Source organism: Methylomonas sp. MED-D (genome assembly GCF_050276835.1).
GTDB lineage: Bacteria > Pseudomonadota > Gammaproteobacteria > Methylococcales > Methylomonadaceae > Methylomonas > Methylomonas koyamae_A.
Genome location: NZ_CP189965.1, coordinates 4,491,503 through 4,508,566, shown reverse-complemented (window position 1 = coordinate 4,508,566; position 17,064 = coordinate 4,491,503). Strand labels below are relative to the sequence as shown.

Here is a 17,064-nt window from a genome sequence, read left to right as displayed (position 1 = left end):
CTTAAATAAACATCAAGTTAACCTTTATTGGTACGCCTAGGACACAAGATTTGAAATTGGAGAATATTTGGTATGTCGTGGAATAGCTTGAATAGCTTGCAGTCAGTTCAGTATAAGTGTGGACATTGCGGTAATGTTGTTGCATCTAATCAAGGATATTTCTCAAATTTAGGGCAACGAATTTATATATGTCCTCATTGCGAACGACCTACTCATTTCGCTTATGGAGCACAGTACCCTGATGTGGCACCTAGAAATGATGTCAATCATCTACCTGAAGAGTTAGCGTTACTATACAAAGAAGCAAGAAATTCTGTTGCGGCGTCGGCGTATACCGGTTCGGTATTACTTTGTAGAAAACTCTTAATGAATATTGGTGTAAAACAGGGTGCCGAAGAAGGTAAACCATTCATTTATTACGTTAATTATTTAGCAGATCAAGGATATATCCCGCCGAATGGCCGAGGCTGGGTGGATCATATTCGTAAAAAGGGTAATGAGGCAACTCACGAAATTGCTCTTATGGATAAATCAGACTGCGAAGATCTAATAGCTTTTTCAGAAATGCTTATGAAATTCATATATGAATTTCCAAACAAAATACCGGCGCAAGGATCGTAGGATGCCCCAATATTAGACTGAAGTGCGTAGTCTGGGTTGAATGAAAGGAAATCCAGCATTGGCAGACGCCTAGCCGGGTTTCAACGTTGTCTTCGGCTCGCTTTCGCTCTACCCAGCTTACGAATCGAAATAACCGCTGCCCACACGGCAGCATTTTTTAACGCCGGCAAATTAGACGACCGGTCATTTATTAGGAGATTATCATGCCCAAATACATCATCGAACGCGACATTCCCGGCGCCGGCCAGTTCACGCAAGCCGAGTTGCAAGGCATTTCCCAAAAATCCTGCGGCGTGTTGCGCGATATGGGGCCGCGCATCCAGTGGCTGCACAGCTATGTGACCGGCGACAAGGTGTACTGCATTTATATCGCCGACAACGAACAAGCGATACGCGAACACGCCGAGCAAGGCGGTTTTCCGGCCAATCGGATAGAAGAAATCAAGACCGTGATCGATCCGACCACGGGGGACTGAGCTTGGGTAGGGTGAGCGCCGCGTACCTCGTCGGAGGTCGCGATTGCCGGGCAAAAGCTACGCAGTGCTCACCCTACAACGCTGAACCGCTGGAGCGGTTCATCAGCGTTTGCGCGTGCCAGGGTGGAGCGTTCGAGCGCGGAAGATAGGACACCATTAAAACGATAATTTACGGGGATAACACTCATGACTTTTAAACTCAGCACCTTTACCGCCGCGCTATTGCTCGGCACCGCCAGCCTGTCGGCCAGCGCGGACGAAACCTGCGCCTCGCCGTACATGGCGAAAATTACCGGCCAGGAAGATTTTGTCTACATTTGGACTTTAGGCGCGGAAGGCGTTGGCGACGAACAAGACAAACTGGTCACCGTCGACGTCAACCCAAAATCCAAGCAATACGGCAAGGTGGTTGCTAGCTTGTCTGTCGGTGGCCGCAACGAGGCCCATCACTCCGACTTCACCGACGATCGCCGCTTTTTGTGGGCCGGGGGCCTGGATACCAATAAGATTTTCATCTTCGATGTGGCCACAGACCCCGCCAAACCCAAGCTCAGCAAAACCATCACCGATTTCGTCGCCAAGAGCGGCGGCGTGGTCGGTCCGCACAGCTTGTATGCCTTGCCGGGCCGGATGATCATCACCGGCCTGTCCAATAACAAAGATCATGGCGGCCGTACCGCGCTGGTCGAATACACAAATACTGGCGACTACATCGCTACCTACTGGCTGCCGACCGACAGCAATCTGGAAGGTGCGATCAAATCCGGCAAATACGCCGACGGTTATAACTACGACGTACGGGTATTGCCACGTCGTAACCTGATGCTGACTTCGTCGTTCACCGGCTGGTCCAACTACATGATGGACTTCGGCAAAATGCTGGCCGACCCGGAAGCGATGAAGCGCTTCGGCAATACCGTGGTGCAGTGGGATTTACACAGCCGCCAGCCGAAAAAAGTCTTCGACGTACCCGGCGCGCCGTTGGAAATCCGCTGTGCCTGGGACGAAGCGCATAACTACTGCTTCACCAGCACCGCGCTGACCTCGAAAATCTGGCTGATTCATCAGGACGACAAAGGCGAATGGCAAGCCAAGGACGTCGCGGACATCGGCGAGCCGGCGAAAATCCCGTTGCCGGTGGACATCTCCATCTCCAGCGACGATAAAACCCTGTGGGTTAACACCTTCATGGACGGTATGACCCGCCGCTTCGACATCAGCGACCCTTTCCACCCCAAACAAGTGTTCGAACAAAAAATCGGCGCGCAAGTGAATATGGTGTCGTCAAGTTGGGACGGTAAACGTTTGTATTACACCTCGTCACTGCTGGCCAATTGGGATAAGAAAGGCGCGGATAACGAGCAATTCTTCAAAGCCTACAGCTGGGATGGCAGCAAATTGACCGAGCAGTTCTCGATTGATTTCAATAAAGAGAAGCTGGGTAGGGCGCATCAAATGCGGTTTGGGGCGTATGCTTTGTACGGCAAGGCGCCGAAGTAGCTCGCGCGGGCGTTTAAAACACCGAAAAGGTCGTCGCTACGCCAGCGTAACCGCCGGTTCCGTTGCTTAGGCGCGGACCGCCGGGATTCGCTGGTCGTGGCGAAAGGATCGTTCAATTTCGCCAACGGAATCCACCGCAATGAAATTCAGCTTTCTATTGGGCTTGGTCGCCGTTCTCGCGACCGCACCAGGCTTTGCCGATCCGTTGGATCGGCAAACGCTCGCTCCCGGTCATGCCGGTCTCGTTTTTCAACTTGCGGCCCCCGGCTCTTACCAGTTGCAGGTCATACAGGCGGCGGCCGACGGCGAGGTGTTGACCAGCGATAATCGGCCCAAGCGTCTTCACGATCTGATGGGCGATAAGCTGGTCTTGCTCAGCTTTATTTATGCGGCTTGTAGCGATAGCAACGGCTGCCCGCTGGCCACCCAAGTGCTGCAGAAGATCGGTCGTCAGTTACAGAAACAACCGGAATTGGCCGACAAACTCAGATTGATAACCCTGAGCTTTAATCCGACTCAAGATACGCCGGATATGATGCGCCACTACGGCGCCGGCTTTAACGCCGGTCAATTCGATTGGCGGTTTTTGACCACGCGCGACGAAGCGGCCTTACAGCCGATTTTGGACGGCTACCAGCAGAGCGTGCAAAAAATCCTCGACGAGCAAGGCCGCTTTAGCGGCACGTATTCACATCTGTTGCGGGTGTATCTGATCGATAAGGACAAGAACGTACGCAACATTTATAACGTCGATTCCTTGCATGCCGATACCTTGCTCAACGACGTCAAAACGCTATTGACGCTTGCCAAACCGATGAGATCGGCGCAAACGGTTAATGACGAACGTTTGTACCGGGCCGGTGACGATAAACAAGGTTATCGGCAAGCCGATTATCGGACCGACTCTCTAGCACTCGAACAGCGGCGAGGTAAGTCCGCCGATTTGCTGGCTTTTGCCCTAAAGCCGCCGCTGGGTTTGCCGAAGTTGCCCGTGCCCAAAGACAACCCGCTCACGCCAGCCAAAATCGCGCTGGGCCGCAAGTTGTTTTTCGACCGGCGGCTGTCGCTGAACAATACCTTTTCCTGCGCGATTTGCCACATCCCGGAACAGGGTTTCGCCAACAACGAGATGGCGACGGCGGTCGGCGTCGAGGGACGGAGCGTGCGCCGCAATGCGCCCTCGCTGTACAACGTTGGTTATGCTCAATTGTTGTTCCACGACGGCCGCGAAAATACGCTGGAACAACAAGCCTGGGGGCCATTGTTGGCGCATAACGAGATGGCTAATCCGTCCATCGGCTATGTAATCGACAAAATCAAAACCGCCGCCGACTACAGTGGCCTGTTCGAAGCCGCTTTCGGCAAAGCGCCGACGATGGAGACGATAGGTCAGGCGTTGGCCAGCTATCAACGCACCTTGAATTCGGCGGATTCGCCGTTCGATCGCTGGTATTTCGGCAAGCGCTCGGATGCGCTCGACGAATCCGCCAAGCGGGGTTTCGCGCTGTTTACCGGCAAGGCGGGTTGTAGCAACTGTCATAGCGTGGGGGAAAAGTCGGCGCTGTTCACCGATCAAAAACGCCACAACACCGGCATCGGCTATGCAGAATCCATGCAAAAGATGCCGGATACGCAACACGTGCAAGTGGCGCCGGGAGTGTTCGTCGATGCCGATATCCGGCATTTGTCGGGGGTGCGTGGCAAAAAACCTAACGATCTAGGCTATTACGAAATCAGCCAGAATCCGGCCGACCGCTGGGCTTATAAAACGCCGTCGCTACGCAATGTGGCGTTGAGCGCGCCTTACATGCACGACGGTTTGCTGGCGACCTTGGAAGAGGTCGTACGTTTTTACAATCGGGGTGGCGTTGCCAACGACAATCTGGCGCCCGCGATGCGGCCGTTGGCCTTAACTGACGGCGAAGTGAACGAATTGGTGGCGTTTTTAAAGGCGCTGACCGGCGCCAATGTCGGTCGATTGGTTTCCGACGCGTTTGCAGCGCCGGTCGGCGATGCGTTGGCGCGTTGAAGCTATGGCGCCATCAAAGCACGGATGTGTTTGATAAAGTTGGTTTCGTTGACGAAGGTAATGTCGTACATTTTGGTCAATCCGGCGACTTGTTCGTCGCTGGTTCCCAAGGCCAGCAGTAAAAAATGGTTTTTGTCGATGTCGAGGCGGCGGCGCATTTTGCCGTACTTGTCGATAAAGGGTCTGAATTCGCCGGATTTGCATTCGATGAACAAGGGAATACGACTATTAATCAGGAAAAACACGTCGATTTCGTATTGGTCCTCGTTGGCGAAGCGGATCGTAAAATTGCGGAGACAGGAAAACAGGCCGTTGCTGTCGTAGCAATGCTTTAGCAATTTCATGAACACATACCATTCCAACCATTCGCCGTTGAAAAAGTTGACGATGGCCGGCGCAGTTTGCAGCGTCAGATGGACGCGCTTTTCGTTTTTGTTGTAGAAATATTTGGCGACGAACGAGTAGTCGTAAAGCGATTTGCAAAAACCGGTGATGATTTTGATTTGGTTTTGACTGTGATTGCTTAAATTCATCGTCACCGAACCGTAGTCATTGCGCTGCGCCTTGCGGATTTTGTCGAGCAGCTCTCTCAGCGTCGCCAGCTGATCTCCAAGCTCCACCGCGACCTCGTCGAAAAAGCCCTGGGTATCGAGTGCGTCGTGATTGACTTCGACTTGCACGCCTTTGCGCTCGAACCAACGGACTATCGGTTGGTATTGGGTGCTTTGGCTCATCACCGCCGTATTGTGCAAATCCAGATCCTCGATTTTTTGCGGCGGTTGGCCCGTGGACGGCGGGGCGGGTTGCAACGCTTCCAGAGTCCGGTATTTGCTCAAAAGCGCACTGTACTTGTCGATCAAACCGGTCACGAAGCCGACTGTGTCGTGAATCGCGGCGGGTTTTTCGCACACCGGGCATTTGACGGTCTTCCCGGCATGCTCGGAAGGTACCTCGCGCAGATAGGCGCAAGCGCTGCAACGCAAAATTGCCATGGATCAATCTCCCTTTTGGTCTTGAAAACGGTGTTGTTGGTTCGGAGGCCTAGTCTGGATTGGCGAACAATAGCGGTTCTGACTTCTTGTGTTCGCGGGCGGGCGATATGAGTCGCTAACCGGCGGGCTGTTCGGCTGTGTGGCAATCTCGCCAGTTTCCCGGCAATTGTAGCCATACCTTCAAAGAGCTCAACCGTCGGGGCATGCCGGGTGTTTTATGTTATTGAATTTGTGATTAAAAAATGTTGGCGAGCAAGGATTCTGTTTTGGATCGAAATTTGCTGAGAATTGCGAAAAGGCTTAAGGCCATTCCTCGCAAACTCGTCTACAGGTGATTTATGGGCAAAATCGGCATTTTTTTCGGTACCGATACCGGCAGTACCCGGTTGGTGGCAAAGAAGATCTACAGTCTGCTGGGTGAAGAGTTGGCGGACAAACCGAAAAATGTCAATCGGGCCAGTCTGGACGATTTGCTGCAATACGATGCGCTGATCCTGGGGACACCCAGTTACGGTATCGGCGATTTGCCCGGCATGGCCGTCGGTTGCCAGGAGCGCAGTTGGCAGGAGTTTGTACCGCAGTTGGAACATTGCGATCTGACCGGCAAGCGCATTGCGTTGTTTGGTCTCGGACATCAAGAGCGCTACGCTTCGCGGTTTGCCAGTTCGCTGATTCAACTGTACCGCGTGTTTTGCGGCTATGGCGCCGACGTGATTGGGCGCTGGAGCACAGACGGTTATCAATTCGAACATTCCGATTCGATCATCGACGGTCAATTTGTCGGTTTGGTACTGGATCAGCGGACTCAACCGCATTTGACCGACGAGCGTATACGGGTTTGGCTATCGCAAGTAACGCCGGAACTGTTGCCCGTCAGGGCCGAGGCGGCTTAAGCGATGGCCGCCCAATCACCGGAAGTTCGGGAACCTGATCTGACGCCGTTGGCCGACTGTAACGCTTGCGCGTATCGGAGCAGTTTGTTGGCGCAGGGGGCTTGTAAGCCCGGCGATATTTGCATCATGGCGGAGAGCGGTCGGCAAATAGACCGGTTTTTCAAGCTGCATCCCGCTTTGGCTCGCGAGTACATGCAAGATGCATTTTGGGAACGACGGGCGATAGCCGCCCGCTATCTGCCGACGAATTTGTTGCGGCCGCTGTTGGCCGATCCCGACGAAGCGGTGCGACGGGTATTGGCCTACCGAGTCCCGCTGGAGTGGTTGCTGGAACTAATCAACGACAGCGATCGAGAGGTGCGAGTGACGGTTGCCGACCGTTTGCCGGAGGCGCAGTTGGAGTTGATGGCGGGCGACACCGATTATCTGGTGCGAGCTTATGTTGCCAAACGCCTGCCCGAGGGGCGGCTGTTTCGCTTGGTGGCCGATGCCGACACCGAGGTTCGGCGTACCGTTGCCGAGCGCATTCCCGCCGTCAGTCTGGGTTTAATGGCTGAAGACCATGAAGTGGGTATTCGCCGCATCGTGGCGCAGCGTATGGAGATCGACGATTTGGTGATGATGGCCGACGATCCGGACTGGACCGTGCGTTACGAGGTGGTCTTGCGGGCCGATGGCGAATTATTGCAGCGGATGATGGAAGACCCCGACGAGGAAGTCGCGCTGATGGCCCGGGAACGATGGCAGGCGCGGTGCGCCGAGCAGGTAGCGAATGAGCGCTGAATTTGTCGTAGGTTTAACCTATGCCGACCGTTTGCGGTTGGCGAGCGAGGCGCGGCAGGCTTTGATCGGTCGCGTGTTCGAATCGGAAGTTGCGTCGTTGACGTCGTTGATGGGGCCTATGAGCGATGGGCCGGAATGGCCGGCCGGCGCCGCTTGGTTGGCGGCTCGGCATGGCGCTAACGCCTGTGTCATTTCCGACGGTCTGTCCGACCCTTGGGTCGAACGCGATCGACCGGAAACCGGCTTGGGTCTGGAGGTCTTTATCGAAAGTCCGGATGCCGGACTCACCGAGGATCGCCCGCTCACTGCGTTGGCGGATACCTGGCTGTTTCCGTTGACTGCCGAGGTCAGCCATACCCTGGCCGGCTACCCGGTACTTTGCGAGAAATTATTGGCGGGCGAGCCTTTGTCGATCGAGTTTAATATCGAACACATCAAGGACGGTCGCGGTCGCGTTGGGGCGCTGTTGTCGCTACCGGCTGGCCTTGATGCCGTGGCCATGTTGCCGGGAGGACCGGTGGCGCTAGTGGCGATTACATTGCTAACGGTCGCGGAGTTACGCTATCTGCGCGGCAAGGGCGAGGCTGCACGTTTGGAATTGTTGGAGGCCTTGCGCCAACATGGGGTTGGGCATGTGTCGCTGTTGTCCAGGCCGTCATTGGTATAAGTGGGGTTAGGATGAGTCCGAATACCGAAATCACTGAATGGCTGGCTCAAAACGGCTTTGCGATTCCGCCTGCCGCACCGGTTAACGGGCGGGGAGAACAGGCTTTGATCTTGGCGGCTCGACACGGTCGAGCGGATGTGTTGGTGTATTTGCTTGAAAGCGGCGCTGATTTGACTGTTTTGGATGCCTACGGCAATAACGCGTTGTGGGCTGCCTGTTTTGCTGAATCGGCGGAGTGTATTGCGTTGCTGTTGCAAGCCGGTATCGCCATCGATTATCAAAATCCTAGCGGTTCCAGCGCATTGATTTACGCGGCATCGGCCGGCAAACACGCCGTGGTTGCTCAATTGCTCGACGCCGGCGCCAATCCGCGTCTGACCACCGACGACGACTTTAGCGCATTGGATTTGGCGGCCAACCGTCAGTGTCTGCAATTGTTACGTAAGCGCTAGGACTCCTGATTCCTTGCTGTCGGCTATTGCCGGGTGGTTGCGAGCGGCATAGAATGCCGGCTTTCGCAATTACGATCAAGGACTCACCATGTCAGATTCATATTGGTTTAGAACCGGCGAAGCCACCGTATTTTCGAGCGAAGGCCAAGGTACCGACGCAATGCCGGAAATACTGCTCGGCGACGTCAAAGGTCCGGCCGGCCATGCTTTCGCCAATTTGATGGGCCAGACCGAAGGCCATACCCGGATGTTCGCCATCAGGGCGACAAACCAGCAAGTGCGGCCGGCGACGATTATGGTACCTAAGGTGACGATCAAGTCTTCCGCTTACGTTAATTTATTTGGCGGACCGGTGCAGTCCGCAGTGGCCGACGCTGTGATCGATAGTGTCGCGGATGGCGTCATTCCTCGGTTACAAGCCAATGAACTGTGTATCGTCGCGATGATTTGGATAGATCCCTCTTGCGCAACCAACCCCAATCTGGACCGTAAGGATTTGTACCGTACGAATTACGAGGCGATGAAATTGGCTATTCAGCGCGCGATGAGTAATTCTCCCAGCATTGATGAGCTGATAGCTAACCGGCATAAGGTGTTTCATGAAATGTACGATCCGGAGACCGGCGAATCGCAGTGGTAATGGATCTATAGAATGATTCCGCGCCGCAAAATGCTGCTCGGAATCGCTTGCCTGAGGCGGCTAGTCGTCGCTCTGGTTGCGGGCCGAGATAGGAATTCCGTATTTTTCGAACAATCCGTACAGCGTGGGCCGAGTGACGCCCAACAGTTTGGCTGCCTCGGAAACGTTATGGTCGGTATAGGACAGTGCACGGTTGATCGCGACGGTTTCAGCCGCCTCTCTGACCGCTTTCAGATTTAGGGGCATGGACTTGTCGGTTGTCGATCCGAGTTGTAGTTCCTCGGCGGTGACGAAATTGCTGTCCGACAAAATCACCGCGCGTTTGATTTTGTTTTCCATCTCCCGAATATTTCCCGGCCAAAGGTAGGCTTCGAGCGCTTGTGCCGCGTCCTGCGAGAAATGCTTTTCCTTCCGGCTGTTTTCGCGACAGTAGCGTTGCAGCAAGGCGGTGGCGATAGCGATGATGTCGCCTTCTCGCTTACGCAACGGCGGAATGTCGACTGCAATTTCGCTAAGGCGGTAATACAAATCGCTACGGAACTGACCTTGTTCGATTAAATCGGGTAGATGACGGTGGGTGGCGCAGATAATGCGGACGTCTACCGGGATTTCCTTCCGGCCGCCGAGTCGTTCAATGACCCGCTCCTGTATGAACCGCAAAAGTTTGGCCTGCAAAGCGAACGGCAGGTCGCCGATTTCGTCGAGAAAAAAAGTCCCGCCCTGTGCGTATTCAATTTTACCCTTGGTTTGAGCGACCGCGCCGGTGAATGCGCCTTTTTCGTACCCGAACAATTCGCTTTCCAACAGCGTTTCCGGAATCGCGGCACAATTCACTGCGACGAACGGTTGGTCGGCGCGCGCGCTGAGTCTATGCACCGTCCTCGCCAAGACTTCCTTACCGGTGCCGCTTTCGCCCAGCAAGAGTACGGTTGCTTGCGTCGGTGCCACTTTTTCCACCATCCGCAACACCGATTGCATTTGCGGGCTAGTGGCGATGATTCCGTGCAGTGGTTTTTGTTGTTTCAGTTCCTGATAACCGCGCTCCAGCGCGTCTAGTTGAAAAGCTCGTTCGATTATCAGTCCGAGCACGTCGGGGTCTATCGGTTTTTGATAAAAATCGTAAGCGCCTAACGCAACGGCTTGAATCGCGTTGTTTCGATCGTCGTTTCCGGTCACGACGATGATTTTGGTCGAGGGCGCTAGTGCCAACATTTCCTGTAGCGTGGCGATGCCTTCGCTCGCATTGGTGGGGTCTGGTGGCAAACCAAGGTCTAGAGTAACGACGCTAGGGGTATGGCGGCGCAAAGCCGCGATCGCTTCGTCGCGGTTGCTTGCCAGTACTATTTCGTACTGTTCTAGACTCCATTTCAGTTGTTTTTGCAGGCCTGGATCGTCTTCGACGATCAGTAGAAGTTTGGATTCAGTCATTATGCCCTGGTTGAGCGGAAACCCGCTTTGCTAATGGTAGGTAAATCGTAAACGTGGTGCCGACTCCGGGCGTGCTGTCAACTTGAAGCTGGCCTCCGCTTTTTAAAACATAATCGCGCGCTTCGTACGCCCCAATGCCCATGCCGGCATTCCCTTTGGTGGTGTCGAATGGTTTGAAGAGTCGTTCAGCGATAAATCGCTGATCCATTCCGCTACCGTTATCAATAATTTTTATCACAGCATAGTCAGGGTCTTTGGTTAATTCAAGCTCTACTTTGTCGCCCTTGCCGTTAGAAGCATCTTGAGCATTTTGAATCAGATTCGCTAACACGTTAGAGACCTTGATTTGGTCGGTTTTTACCAGGCACTCGGTCAGAGTCGTACTTAGAATCACCGGAATTGGGTTTATGTTACTGGCGATTATCCGGCGAATAACGTCGACCAAATCTACCAAAACGACTGAGCTGACTTGGTTTTCGCCTTGTTTAAGTTGCTCGACGATGTGCTGAATTTTGTCGGAAACATTGTTGAGGGTGTCGATAGTGTCGTCAAAAAACGCCGGATTATGTTTGTGTTTGGCTGCATTTTTTACAATCAAACCAATCTGAGCGCCGACATTCTTAAGATCGTGAACTAGATAAGCCGACAAACGGTGATAGGTTTCAAATTGGCGACTGCTAACCAGCTCTTCGCTAGCGCGACTCAACGCCAGAGCGTTGGCTAGTTGCATGCCAACGGTCTTCAGTAGGTCATGGTCTTCCCAATCGAGCTTTCTTGGCACGCGGGCTTGCGTTAAAACCGCGAATGCCTCCAATTTGTTCATGTGAAACAGCGGAACGATCAGCCAGACCTGACTGTCCTCGTAGCACCAGGGCGACAGATCGATATCATCGTATACTTCAGGGGCGTGAGCCAGTTCAAAAAAATCAATGACCCATTGTTTGTTGGTAAGGTACTCGGGCAGATCTTCCAAATGGTGCAAATATTCCAATTCCTGTGGCGTTAGCTTCAAATTTTGTTCCGCAGCAAGAAAAAATTGGCCTTGGTCGTTTTTTAGCCACAACCCGCCGCCAGCGCTTTCAACAAGGTCGGTTAAGGTGTTGATAATAAAAAGCTTTAGTTCCTCTATGGATTCCAGTTTCGCCAGGGATTTGGAAATTTTCAACCATTCTTCACGATAGTCGTAGCTGTAGTGAAAAAAATGCTTGCTGAAGTAGATCTTGAACAGCGCGCGCATTTTTCCTGAAGTAAATGGAATAATCAGAAGAATAATGGCAAGAAAAATGAACAGTGTTTGAGCGGTTTCTCCCCATTTTTCGTTGGCGTGCTTAATATAAAATCCAGCAAATGACATTAAAATCAGGTAGATACCGCATCCAAACAGAATGGTGGAGTGAAAAACCGATTTTCTGGGAACGGTAAGCTCGGTGTTCGAGTCCGGAAATTGAAGACGAGGCAACGTAATGGCTAAGAAGGGCGTCAAAATCGCGTTAATGATGCCTCTGGACTGCCAAAGTGAAAAATCTAACTGCTTGAACAGCAATGATTTGCTAAAAAGAAGGAGGTCAACCGCAAACAATGCACCTAAGCTGACACACAAGAACTTTATGTTCCAGCGTTGCTTCAGCGGTGTGCTACGATACAGTTGCTCCACTAGGATCAGACCGAATACCGCGAACACTACATGCGCTACAAATCTGGGATCGAAATCGAAAGACTCTCTCAGGAAGTCCTGGTAATCTGGAAAACTCTCTATACTAAGGATGAAGAGGGTCAAAAGCGACGCAAGCCGCGCTGTTTTAGACCTCAATAGAGATAAGGTGCGTTGGTGTCGTTGTTGGAATAGTAGAGAACCTAAGAGGACGAACCACGCGAAATTGCGGACCGTTTCATAGCTAAGGGTATCGGCATAAAAATAATAGCTATTCGATGTTGTTATAGTGGTTCGTGCGCACCATAATAAGGATGAAAGTGCCGCAAACATAAAGGGAAGGTGCTTTGGTTTCCTCAGAATAGAGTAGCCGAGCAGTAGTGCGTAAGCGACGGTGGCGCTCAGGTAGCTGACATAGATGTAGTTTTCCATATTATATGATTATACGTCGATATTTTGGTGGTATGTTTTGCATTGAATGGGTCTTATGCTTGTGCATAGGTAGCTAGGCTTAGACAGACGGCGACATGAAACAAATAATCCACGACTTGCTAGCGGATTCCAAATTTCAAGAAGGCATCGCTTGGCGTAGGTTTGACGAGAAAGCCGGTGAAACGATCATTCGAAAAGGTGACGAGGGTAACTCCCTTTTTTATCTCGAGAGTGGGACAGTTCGAGTGCTAGGCGGGGCGGAGCTTGACGAAAATCGCCGCATTTCGCCTGGTTTGTGCGATTTGCCTGAAGGCGCGGTTTTCGGGGATGTTTGTTTGTATGGGCCGAGGGAGCGCACGGCATCGGTCGTCGCGTTGACCGATATTTCCTTGCTGGAAGTGCGTAGCGATATGCTAAGCGTCTATTTGGATGACCACCCTGTTCAGGGGTACCTTTTTCTCAAGGCATTGTTTCAAAGTATGTCCAATCGTTTAACCTTAGCAAATGAAAGAATAGAACATCTTTTGGTATGGGGAATTAAGGCGCATGACATCGACAAGTATCTTTAAGCGTGACGGATCGCGCTTTTAAACGAGAGGAAATGATGGAGCCTGGAAACAAGGTATCTGTTGCAGAAAGTTTCAGTCGATTTTTTTCGGTTGCGCTTGCGGATCAGGCAGAGCAAAAGGATTTGGTCTACAGAATTAGATATCGTGTTTATTGTGAAGAGTTCAAATATGAATCGACTGATCATTTCCCGGATCAGATGGAAATGGACGATTACGATAAGTCTTCGTTACATTGTCTAATTACTCACAAGGAGAGCGGCATGCCGGCCGGATGTGTAAGGTTGGTGCCTGCGGATGGCGATAGAATGACGTCTCCGTTGCCGTTCGAACGCTATTGTAGTGAAAGCCTCAATGTTGAAATGATTGACGCTATGAAGTTAGATCGACACTCTGTCTGCGAAATTTCAAGATTGGCTGTAGATGGCGCGTTCAGACGTCGGAGTGGTGAAACCTTGACACGATTTGGTGAAATAAATGGCTTCCAGTTTTCGCCGCAGGAACAACGAACATTTTCCTCAATTGCGGTGGCGTGTTTTTTTGCCGCCACGGTATTGACTGAGATGGTCGAAAAGACCAACGTATTCGCGATGATGGAGCCGTTCTTGCCAAGAATGATGGGGAAGTCCGGTATTCATTTTCAAAGAGTCGGCAAAGACATTGACTATCACGGTATTCGCGCTCCTTATTTTATAACGACTCAGTCAGCGTTGGAAAATATGCATCCCGAATTAAAGGAGCTGTACCAATGGATAAGAGCAAATATTTACAAGTGATTTTTTAATCTTCTAGATAATGTTGAAATTTTTGGAGATAAAAGTGGGTTTTCCGTCGGCAAGAGTGCTAACAATTAGATCGTTATGTTTGGCCACTCTCATTTTAGTTTCAGTAGGGTGTCAATCCCCGGAAGAAGCCGCGAAAGAGCATTTTCAAAAAGGCAAGGAGTTGTTTGATAAAGGAGAGATAGACACCGCTTTCTTAGAGTTTAAAAGCGCTAATCAGAGTCAGGCAGGTAATGCTGATACTTATTATTATATGGCTCTCGTAGATGAAAAGAAAAATAACTTAAAATCGATGAGGCAAAATTTGTCCAAAGCTATTGAGCTGGCTCCGGATATGATTCCAGCGAGATTAAAGCTTGGGAAAATAAGTTTAATATTTGGTGAGGTGGATAAGGCGAGAGAGCAAGCGAATTATGTATTACAAAAAGAGCCGGCAGAGATTGATGGGCAGATTTTGCTTGCCTCTTCGTTCATCCGCGAGGGGAAATATAAGGAAGCAAGCGATATTGTCGACTCTGTATTAAAATCCGCGCCGGAAAATCCGGAGGCAATCTCCCTGAGCGCTGCCCTAGCATTCGAACGAGGGGAAGTTGATTCAGTATTGTCATTAATTGAAAAAGCCCTAGCCATAAAGCCTGAAAATTTGCCGCTCAGGTTGTTACGAATTAAAGCTTACTCCGCTCGCAATGATATTGAGAAAGTGGTTGCCGAATATGAGTCCTTAGTGACGTTGTACCCAGATGTCGATAATTTCAAGGTAACCCTGGCATCAATGTATTCTATGACAGGAAAGCTTGATAAGGCTGAAAATGTTCTTAGGCAGATTGTTGAGGCTTCTAAAGATAAAATAGAACCTAAAGTCGTTTTGCTAGAATTTTTAAATGCAAAAGCAAAAGACAGAGTTGTTTCCGAATACTCTGCATTGTCCAGCGCAGCAAAAAACGACCAAAACACAGTCTTTGAGTTATCCAAATGGATGATCGCTTCCGGGTTTAGGGACGCCGGTGTAAATGGATTGAAAGACGTGCTGTCAGTGGAAAAAAATAGCGATCTAGGGTTAGCTGCAAAAACTGTGATAGCTGAGATGGCGCTAGGAGATAAGCGCTATGACGAGGTAGATAAAGCCTTGACCGAAGTATTAACCGTAAAACCAGATTTCTACGAAGCGAAGTTATTACGCGGTAGGTTATTGCTTTCTGAAAATAAAGTTGATGATGCCTTGGAGTTTTTAAATAAATTGGTTTGGGAAAAAAAGGATGCTGACTCCGCGTATCAATTGCTTGGTCAAGCATACGCGATGAAAAATGATCGAAAGCAGGCGGATCGGAATTTAAAATTGGCTCTTGATATTAATCCAGCCAATGCTGCAGCATTTTTTCCGGTGTATGAAGACTATATGAAAGCGGGGCAGAGAGATACTGCTAGGCACTATTTAGAAAAAGCGATTAAAGCCAAACCAAACCAAATCCTATTTCTGATTGCCATGGTAGAAGCAGATGTGTCGGAAGGGCGATTAGACGAAGCGCAAGAGGTCGTTCAGCGTGTTGCACTGCTTTCTAAAAATAAAGCAATTCCGCTCTATTTACAGGCAACGGTAATGCAGGGGAAAAAACAATTTCAATCCGCGGCTGAGTTATATAAGTCTGTGTTGATTGAGTCTCCCGATCATCTCAACTCGATGATAAACTTGGTTAAGGTCTATGCTGCAATAAACGAACCTAGAAAAGCGCAAGATTTTTTAGAGGATCACTATTCGAAACATTTAGGTAATATTGCTATTGCGAGTGTTTTGTCTGACTTTTATGTTGCGAACAACGACTCGGCTAAAGCTAAAAATTTTATAAACGAACAACTGAAGCGATTTCCGAATGCTGTGCCATTGTATCAATCCTTGGCAAGAATCGAAGCCTCGTTACACAAGGACATTGCAATTGCCAAAGATATTCTCTTAAGAGGGTTGGAAGCCAATCCGGATAGCATTCAGTTGTCGATGTCGCTAGGGGCTGTTTATGAGCAGCTCAGGGATTTTGCAAGCGCTAAGCGACTTTATAGTAAGTTATTGGAGAAATTTCCCGATTCTATGATGGTAGTGAATAATCTGGCGGCTCTTCTGATTGAATCACCTAACTCTGAGGAAGTGGATAAGGGGGCTCAACTCGCTGAAAGGTTAAAAGATGTTGAAAATACTTATTTTAAAGATACGTACGCGTGGTCTTTGGTTAAAATCGGAAAAACCGATCTCGGATTGCAACTGCTCGGACAATTGGTGTTGAAGGAACCCAAGATGCCAGAGCTAAGATATCATCTAGGGGTTGCTCACGCAAAAGTTGGAAACAAAGCGACAGCAATATCCGAATTGAAGCAAGCTATTGCTCTGTCCGAGAAATTAGGGCGTGAGTTTGCTGGGCAAAGCGACGCGAGAAAGATTTTGAGTGAACTAGAACATAAATAATGGAAATTATCGGGCGCTGAAATGAATAGGTTTTTCAATACTGTTGGATTTGCTGTTTTGCTATTTCTCAATGCTGGATGTTCTCAGCCAATGTTGGAGGACGTTCAGCAAGCGTCTGATTATACATATCAAGTTGGACCTGGGGATAGCGTTAATATTTTTGTTTGGGGTAACCCTGAGTTGTCGACTTCTGCGGTTGTCAGGCCAGATGGTAAAATCACAGTTCCTTTAGTTGAGGAGTTGTTGGCTAACGGTAAAACTCCGTTCGAACTTGCAAGAGAAATTGAGAAAGTTCTAGCGACCTATGTGAAAAGCCCGCAAGTAGTCGTCATGGTTTCGGGTTTTAAGGGAGTCAATACCCAACAAATTCGAGTGATCGGCAGAATCGGTGGAGGTTCTTCTGGCGGCAGTGGATCTGGTGGAGGGGGCGGCGGAACAGGTGGGGGTATTGGGCGATACCAAGGGAAAACAATTCCCTATGAGCGAGGAATGAGTTTACTGGATGTTGTTATCCAAATCGGACTTAACCAATATGCCGATGGCAATAGATCTACTGTCATTCGTAACTTCAATGGAGAGTTGAAATCTTACGGGGTTAGAATTGACGACTTGATTGATGATGCAGATTTATCCGCTAATGTTTTGATGATGCCTGGTGACATATTAATAATCCCGGATGCTTATTTTTAAGTCCCTAGAA

16 protein-coding genes are annotated in these 17,064 nt (G+C 50.3%); 13 read left to right on the top strand and 3 right to left on the bottom strand.

All coding sequences use genetic code 11. The features are described 5' to 3' along the window. Nucleotides 1-87 precede the first annotated feature (87 nt). The 4 genes from ACQE3E_RS20005 (at nt 88) to ACQE3E_RS19990 (ending at nt 4,626) form a co-directional block, all read left to right on the top strand. On the top strand, nt 88-621 hold the full coding sequence (locus tag ACQE3E_RS20005; RefSeq protein ID WP_313730545.1) for a DUF4145 domain-containing protein: 534 nt from the start codon (nt 88-90) through the stop codon (nt 619-621). A 203-nt stretch (nt 622-824) separates the two neighbouring features. Beyond that, entirely contained in the window at nt 825-1,097 is a 273-nt protein-coding gene (locus tag ACQE3E_RS20000; RefSeq protein ID WP_064027354.1) for a DUF4242 domain-containing protein, read from the top strand. 186 nt (nt 1,098-1,283) lie between these two features. Further along, a complete protein-coding gene (locus ACQE3E_RS19995; RefSeq protein WP_313730546.1) occupies nt 1,284-2,597 on the top strand; it encodes a selenium-binding protein SBP56-related protein in 1,314 nt (437 codons plus the stop codon). A 139-nt stretch (nt 2,598-2,736) separates the two neighbouring features. Then, nucleotides 2,737-4,626 (top strand): cytochrome c peroxidase, encoded by a 1,890-nt coding sequence (locus tag ACQE3E_RS19990; protein ID WP_313730547.1) that lies wholly within the window; start codon nt 2,737-2,739, stop codon nt 4,624-4,626. A 2-nt stretch (nt 4,627-4,628) separates the two neighbouring features. Here the strand turns inward: ACQE3E_RS19990 and ACQE3E_RS19985 are convergent, their stop codons facing one another. Next, nucleotides 4,629-5,618 (bottom strand): hypothetical protein, encoded by a 990-nt coding sequence (locus ACQE3E_RS19985; RefSeq protein WP_313730548.1) that lies wholly within the window; start codon nt 5,616-5,618, stop codon nt 4,629-4,631. 338 nt (nt 5,619-5,956) lie between these two features. On the opposite strand from ACQE3E_RS19985, the gene ACQE3E_RS19980 reads away from it, so the two are divergent. The 5 genes from ACQE3E_RS19980 (at nt 5,957) to fae (ending at nt 9,053) form a co-directional block, all read left to right on the top strand. Further along, a complete protein-coding gene (locus ACQE3E_RS19980) occupies nt 5,957-6,511 on the top strand; it encodes a flavodoxin (protein ID WP_064026785.1) in 555 nt (184 codons plus the stop codon). Nucleotides 6,512-6,514: 3 nt separating this feature from the next. Continuing rightward, nucleotides 6,515-7,294, top strand: a complete 780-nt coding sequence (locus ACQE3E_RS19975; protein WP_071155769.1) for a 4Fe4S-binding leucine-rich repeat protein — start codon at nt 6,515-6,517, stop codon at nt 7,292-7,294. After that, the gene (locus tag ACQE3E_RS19970) at nt 7,284-7,961 is read left to right on the top strand and encodes a hypothetical protein (RefSeq protein WP_168032886.1); all 678 of its coding nucleotides are present in this window, start codon (nt 7,284-7,286) and stop codon (nt 7,959-7,961) included. Before ACQE3E_RS19975 ends, ACQE3E_RS19970 begins: the two co-directional genes overlap by 11 nt. A gap of 11 nt (nt 7,962-7,972) precedes the next feature. Next, nucleotides 7,973-8,413 (top strand): ankyrin repeat domain-containing protein, encoded by a 441-nt coding sequence (locus tag ACQE3E_RS19965; RefSeq protein WP_313730552.1) that lies wholly within the window; start codon nt 7,973-7,975, stop codon nt 8,411-8,413. Between the two features lie 88 nt (nt 8,414-8,501). Then, nucleotides 8,502-9,053 (top strand): formaldehyde-activating enzyme, encoded by a 552-nt coding sequence (fae, locus tag ACQE3E_RS19960; protein WP_064026793.1) that lies wholly within the window; start codon nt 8,502-8,504, stop codon nt 9,051-9,053. A 60-nt stretch (nt 9,054-9,113) separates the two neighbouring features. Here fae and prsR read toward each other — a convergent pair whose 3' ends face one another. Together prsR and prsK are read right to left on the bottom strand one after the other, a co-directional pair. Next, on the bottom strand, nt 9,114-10,481 hold the full coding sequence (gene prsR, locus ACQE3E_RS19955; protein ID WP_064026795.1) for a PEP-CTERM-box response regulator transcription factor: 1,368 nt from the start codon (nt 10,479-10,481) through the stop codon (nt 9,114-9,116). Continuing rightward, complete coding sequence (prsK, locus tag ACQE3E_RS19950) at nt 10,474-12,564, bottom strand: XrtA/PEP-CTERM system histidine kinase PrsK (protein WP_313730553.1); 2,091 nt, start codon at nt 12,562-12,564, stop codon at nt 10,474-10,476. The genes prsR and prsK overlap by 8 nt, the downstream gene beginning before the upstream one ends. A gap of 95 nt (nt 12,565-12,659) precedes the next feature. On the opposite strand from prsK, the gene ACQE3E_RS19945 reads away from it, so the two are divergent. The 4 genes from ACQE3E_RS19945 to ACQE3E_RS19930 all read left to right on the top strand — a co-directional run bounded on the left by ACQE3E_RS19945 (nt 12,660) and on the right by ACQE3E_RS19930 (nt 17,054). Further along, nucleotides 12,660-13,133: a Crp/Fnr family transcriptional regulator gene (locus ACQE3E_RS19945; protein ID WP_071155761.1), complete on the top strand. Its 474-nt coding sequence runs from the start codon at nt 12,660-12,662 to the stop codon at nt 13,131-13,133. A 32-nt stretch (nt 13,134-13,165) separates the two neighbouring features. Further along, on the top strand, nt 13,166-13,906 hold the full coding sequence (locus ACQE3E_RS19940; RefSeq protein ID WP_254786680.1) for a PEP-CTERM/exosortase system-associated acyltransferase: 741 nt from the start codon (nt 13,166-13,168) through the stop codon (nt 13,904-13,906). 88 nt (nt 13,907-13,994) lie between these two features. Next, nucleotides 13,995-16,364, top strand: a complete 2,370-nt coding sequence (locus tag ACQE3E_RS19935; RefSeq protein WP_313730555.1) for a tetratricopeptide repeat protein — start codon at nt 13,995-13,997, stop codon at nt 16,362-16,364. Nucleotides 16,365-16,385: 21 nt separating this feature from the next. Next, nucleotides 16,386-17,054: a polysaccharide biosynthesis/export family protein gene (locus tag ACQE3E_RS19930; protein WP_064023853.1), complete on the top strand. Its 669-nt coding sequence runs from the start codon at nt 16,386-16,388 to the stop codon at nt 17,052-17,054. The last annotated feature ends 10 nt before the right edge of the window (nt 17,055-17,064 follow it).

Coding starts and splice junctions, on each gene's coding strand:
- ACQE3E_RS20000 (WP_064027354.1), top strand. CDS start 825: ATGCCCAAATACATCATCGAACGCGACATTCCCGGCGCCGGCCAGTTC.
- ACQE3E_RS19995 (WP_313730546.1), top strand. CDS start 1,284: ATGACTTTTAAACTCAGCACCTTTACCGCCGCGCTATTGCTCGGCACC.
- ACQE3E_RS19990 (WP_313730547.1), top strand. CDS start 2,737: ATGAAATTCAGCTTTCTATTGGGCTTGGTCGCCGTTCTCGCGACCGCA.
- ACQE3E_RS19985 (WP_313730548.1), bottom strand. CDS start 5,618: ATGGCAATTTTGCGTTGCAGCGCTTGCGCCTATCTGCGCGAGGTACCT.
- ACQE3E_RS19980 (WP_064026785.1), top strand. CDS start 5,957: ATGGGCAAAATCGGCATTTTTTTCGGTACCGATACCGGCAGTACCCGG.
- ACQE3E_RS19975 (WP_071155769.1), top strand. CDS start 6,515: ATGGCCGCCCAATCACCGGAAGTTCGGGAACCTGATCTGACGCCGTTG.
- ACQE3E_RS19970 (WP_168032886.1), top strand. CDS start 7,284: ATGAGCGCTGAATTTGTCGTAGGTTTAACCTATGCCGACCGTTTGCGG.
- ACQE3E_RS19965 (WP_313730552.1), top strand. CDS start 7,973: ATGAGTCCGAATACCGAAATCACTGAATGGCTGGCTCAAAACGGCTTT.
- fae (WP_064026793.1), top strand. CDS start 8,502: ATGTCAGATTCATATTGGTTTAGAACCGGCGAAGCCACCGTATTTTCG.
- prsR (WP_064026795.1), bottom strand. CDS start 10,481: ATGACTGAATCCAAACTTCTACTGATCGTCGAAGACGATCCAGGCCTG.
- prsK (WP_313730553.1), bottom strand. CDS start 12,564: ATGGAAAACTACATCTATGTCAGCTACCTGAGCGCCACCGTCGCTTAC.
- ACQE3E_RS19945 (WP_071155761.1), top strand. CDS start 12,660: ATGAAACAAATAATCCACGACTTGCTAGCGGATTCCAAATTTCAAGAA.
- ACQE3E_RS19940 (WP_254786680.1), top strand. CDS start 13,166: ATGATGGAGCCTGGAAACAAGGTATCTGTTGCAGAAAGTTTCAGTCGA.
- ACQE3E_RS19930 (WP_064023853.1), top strand. CDS start 16,386: ATGAATAGGTTTTTCAATACTGTTGGATTTGCTGTTTTGCTATTTCTC.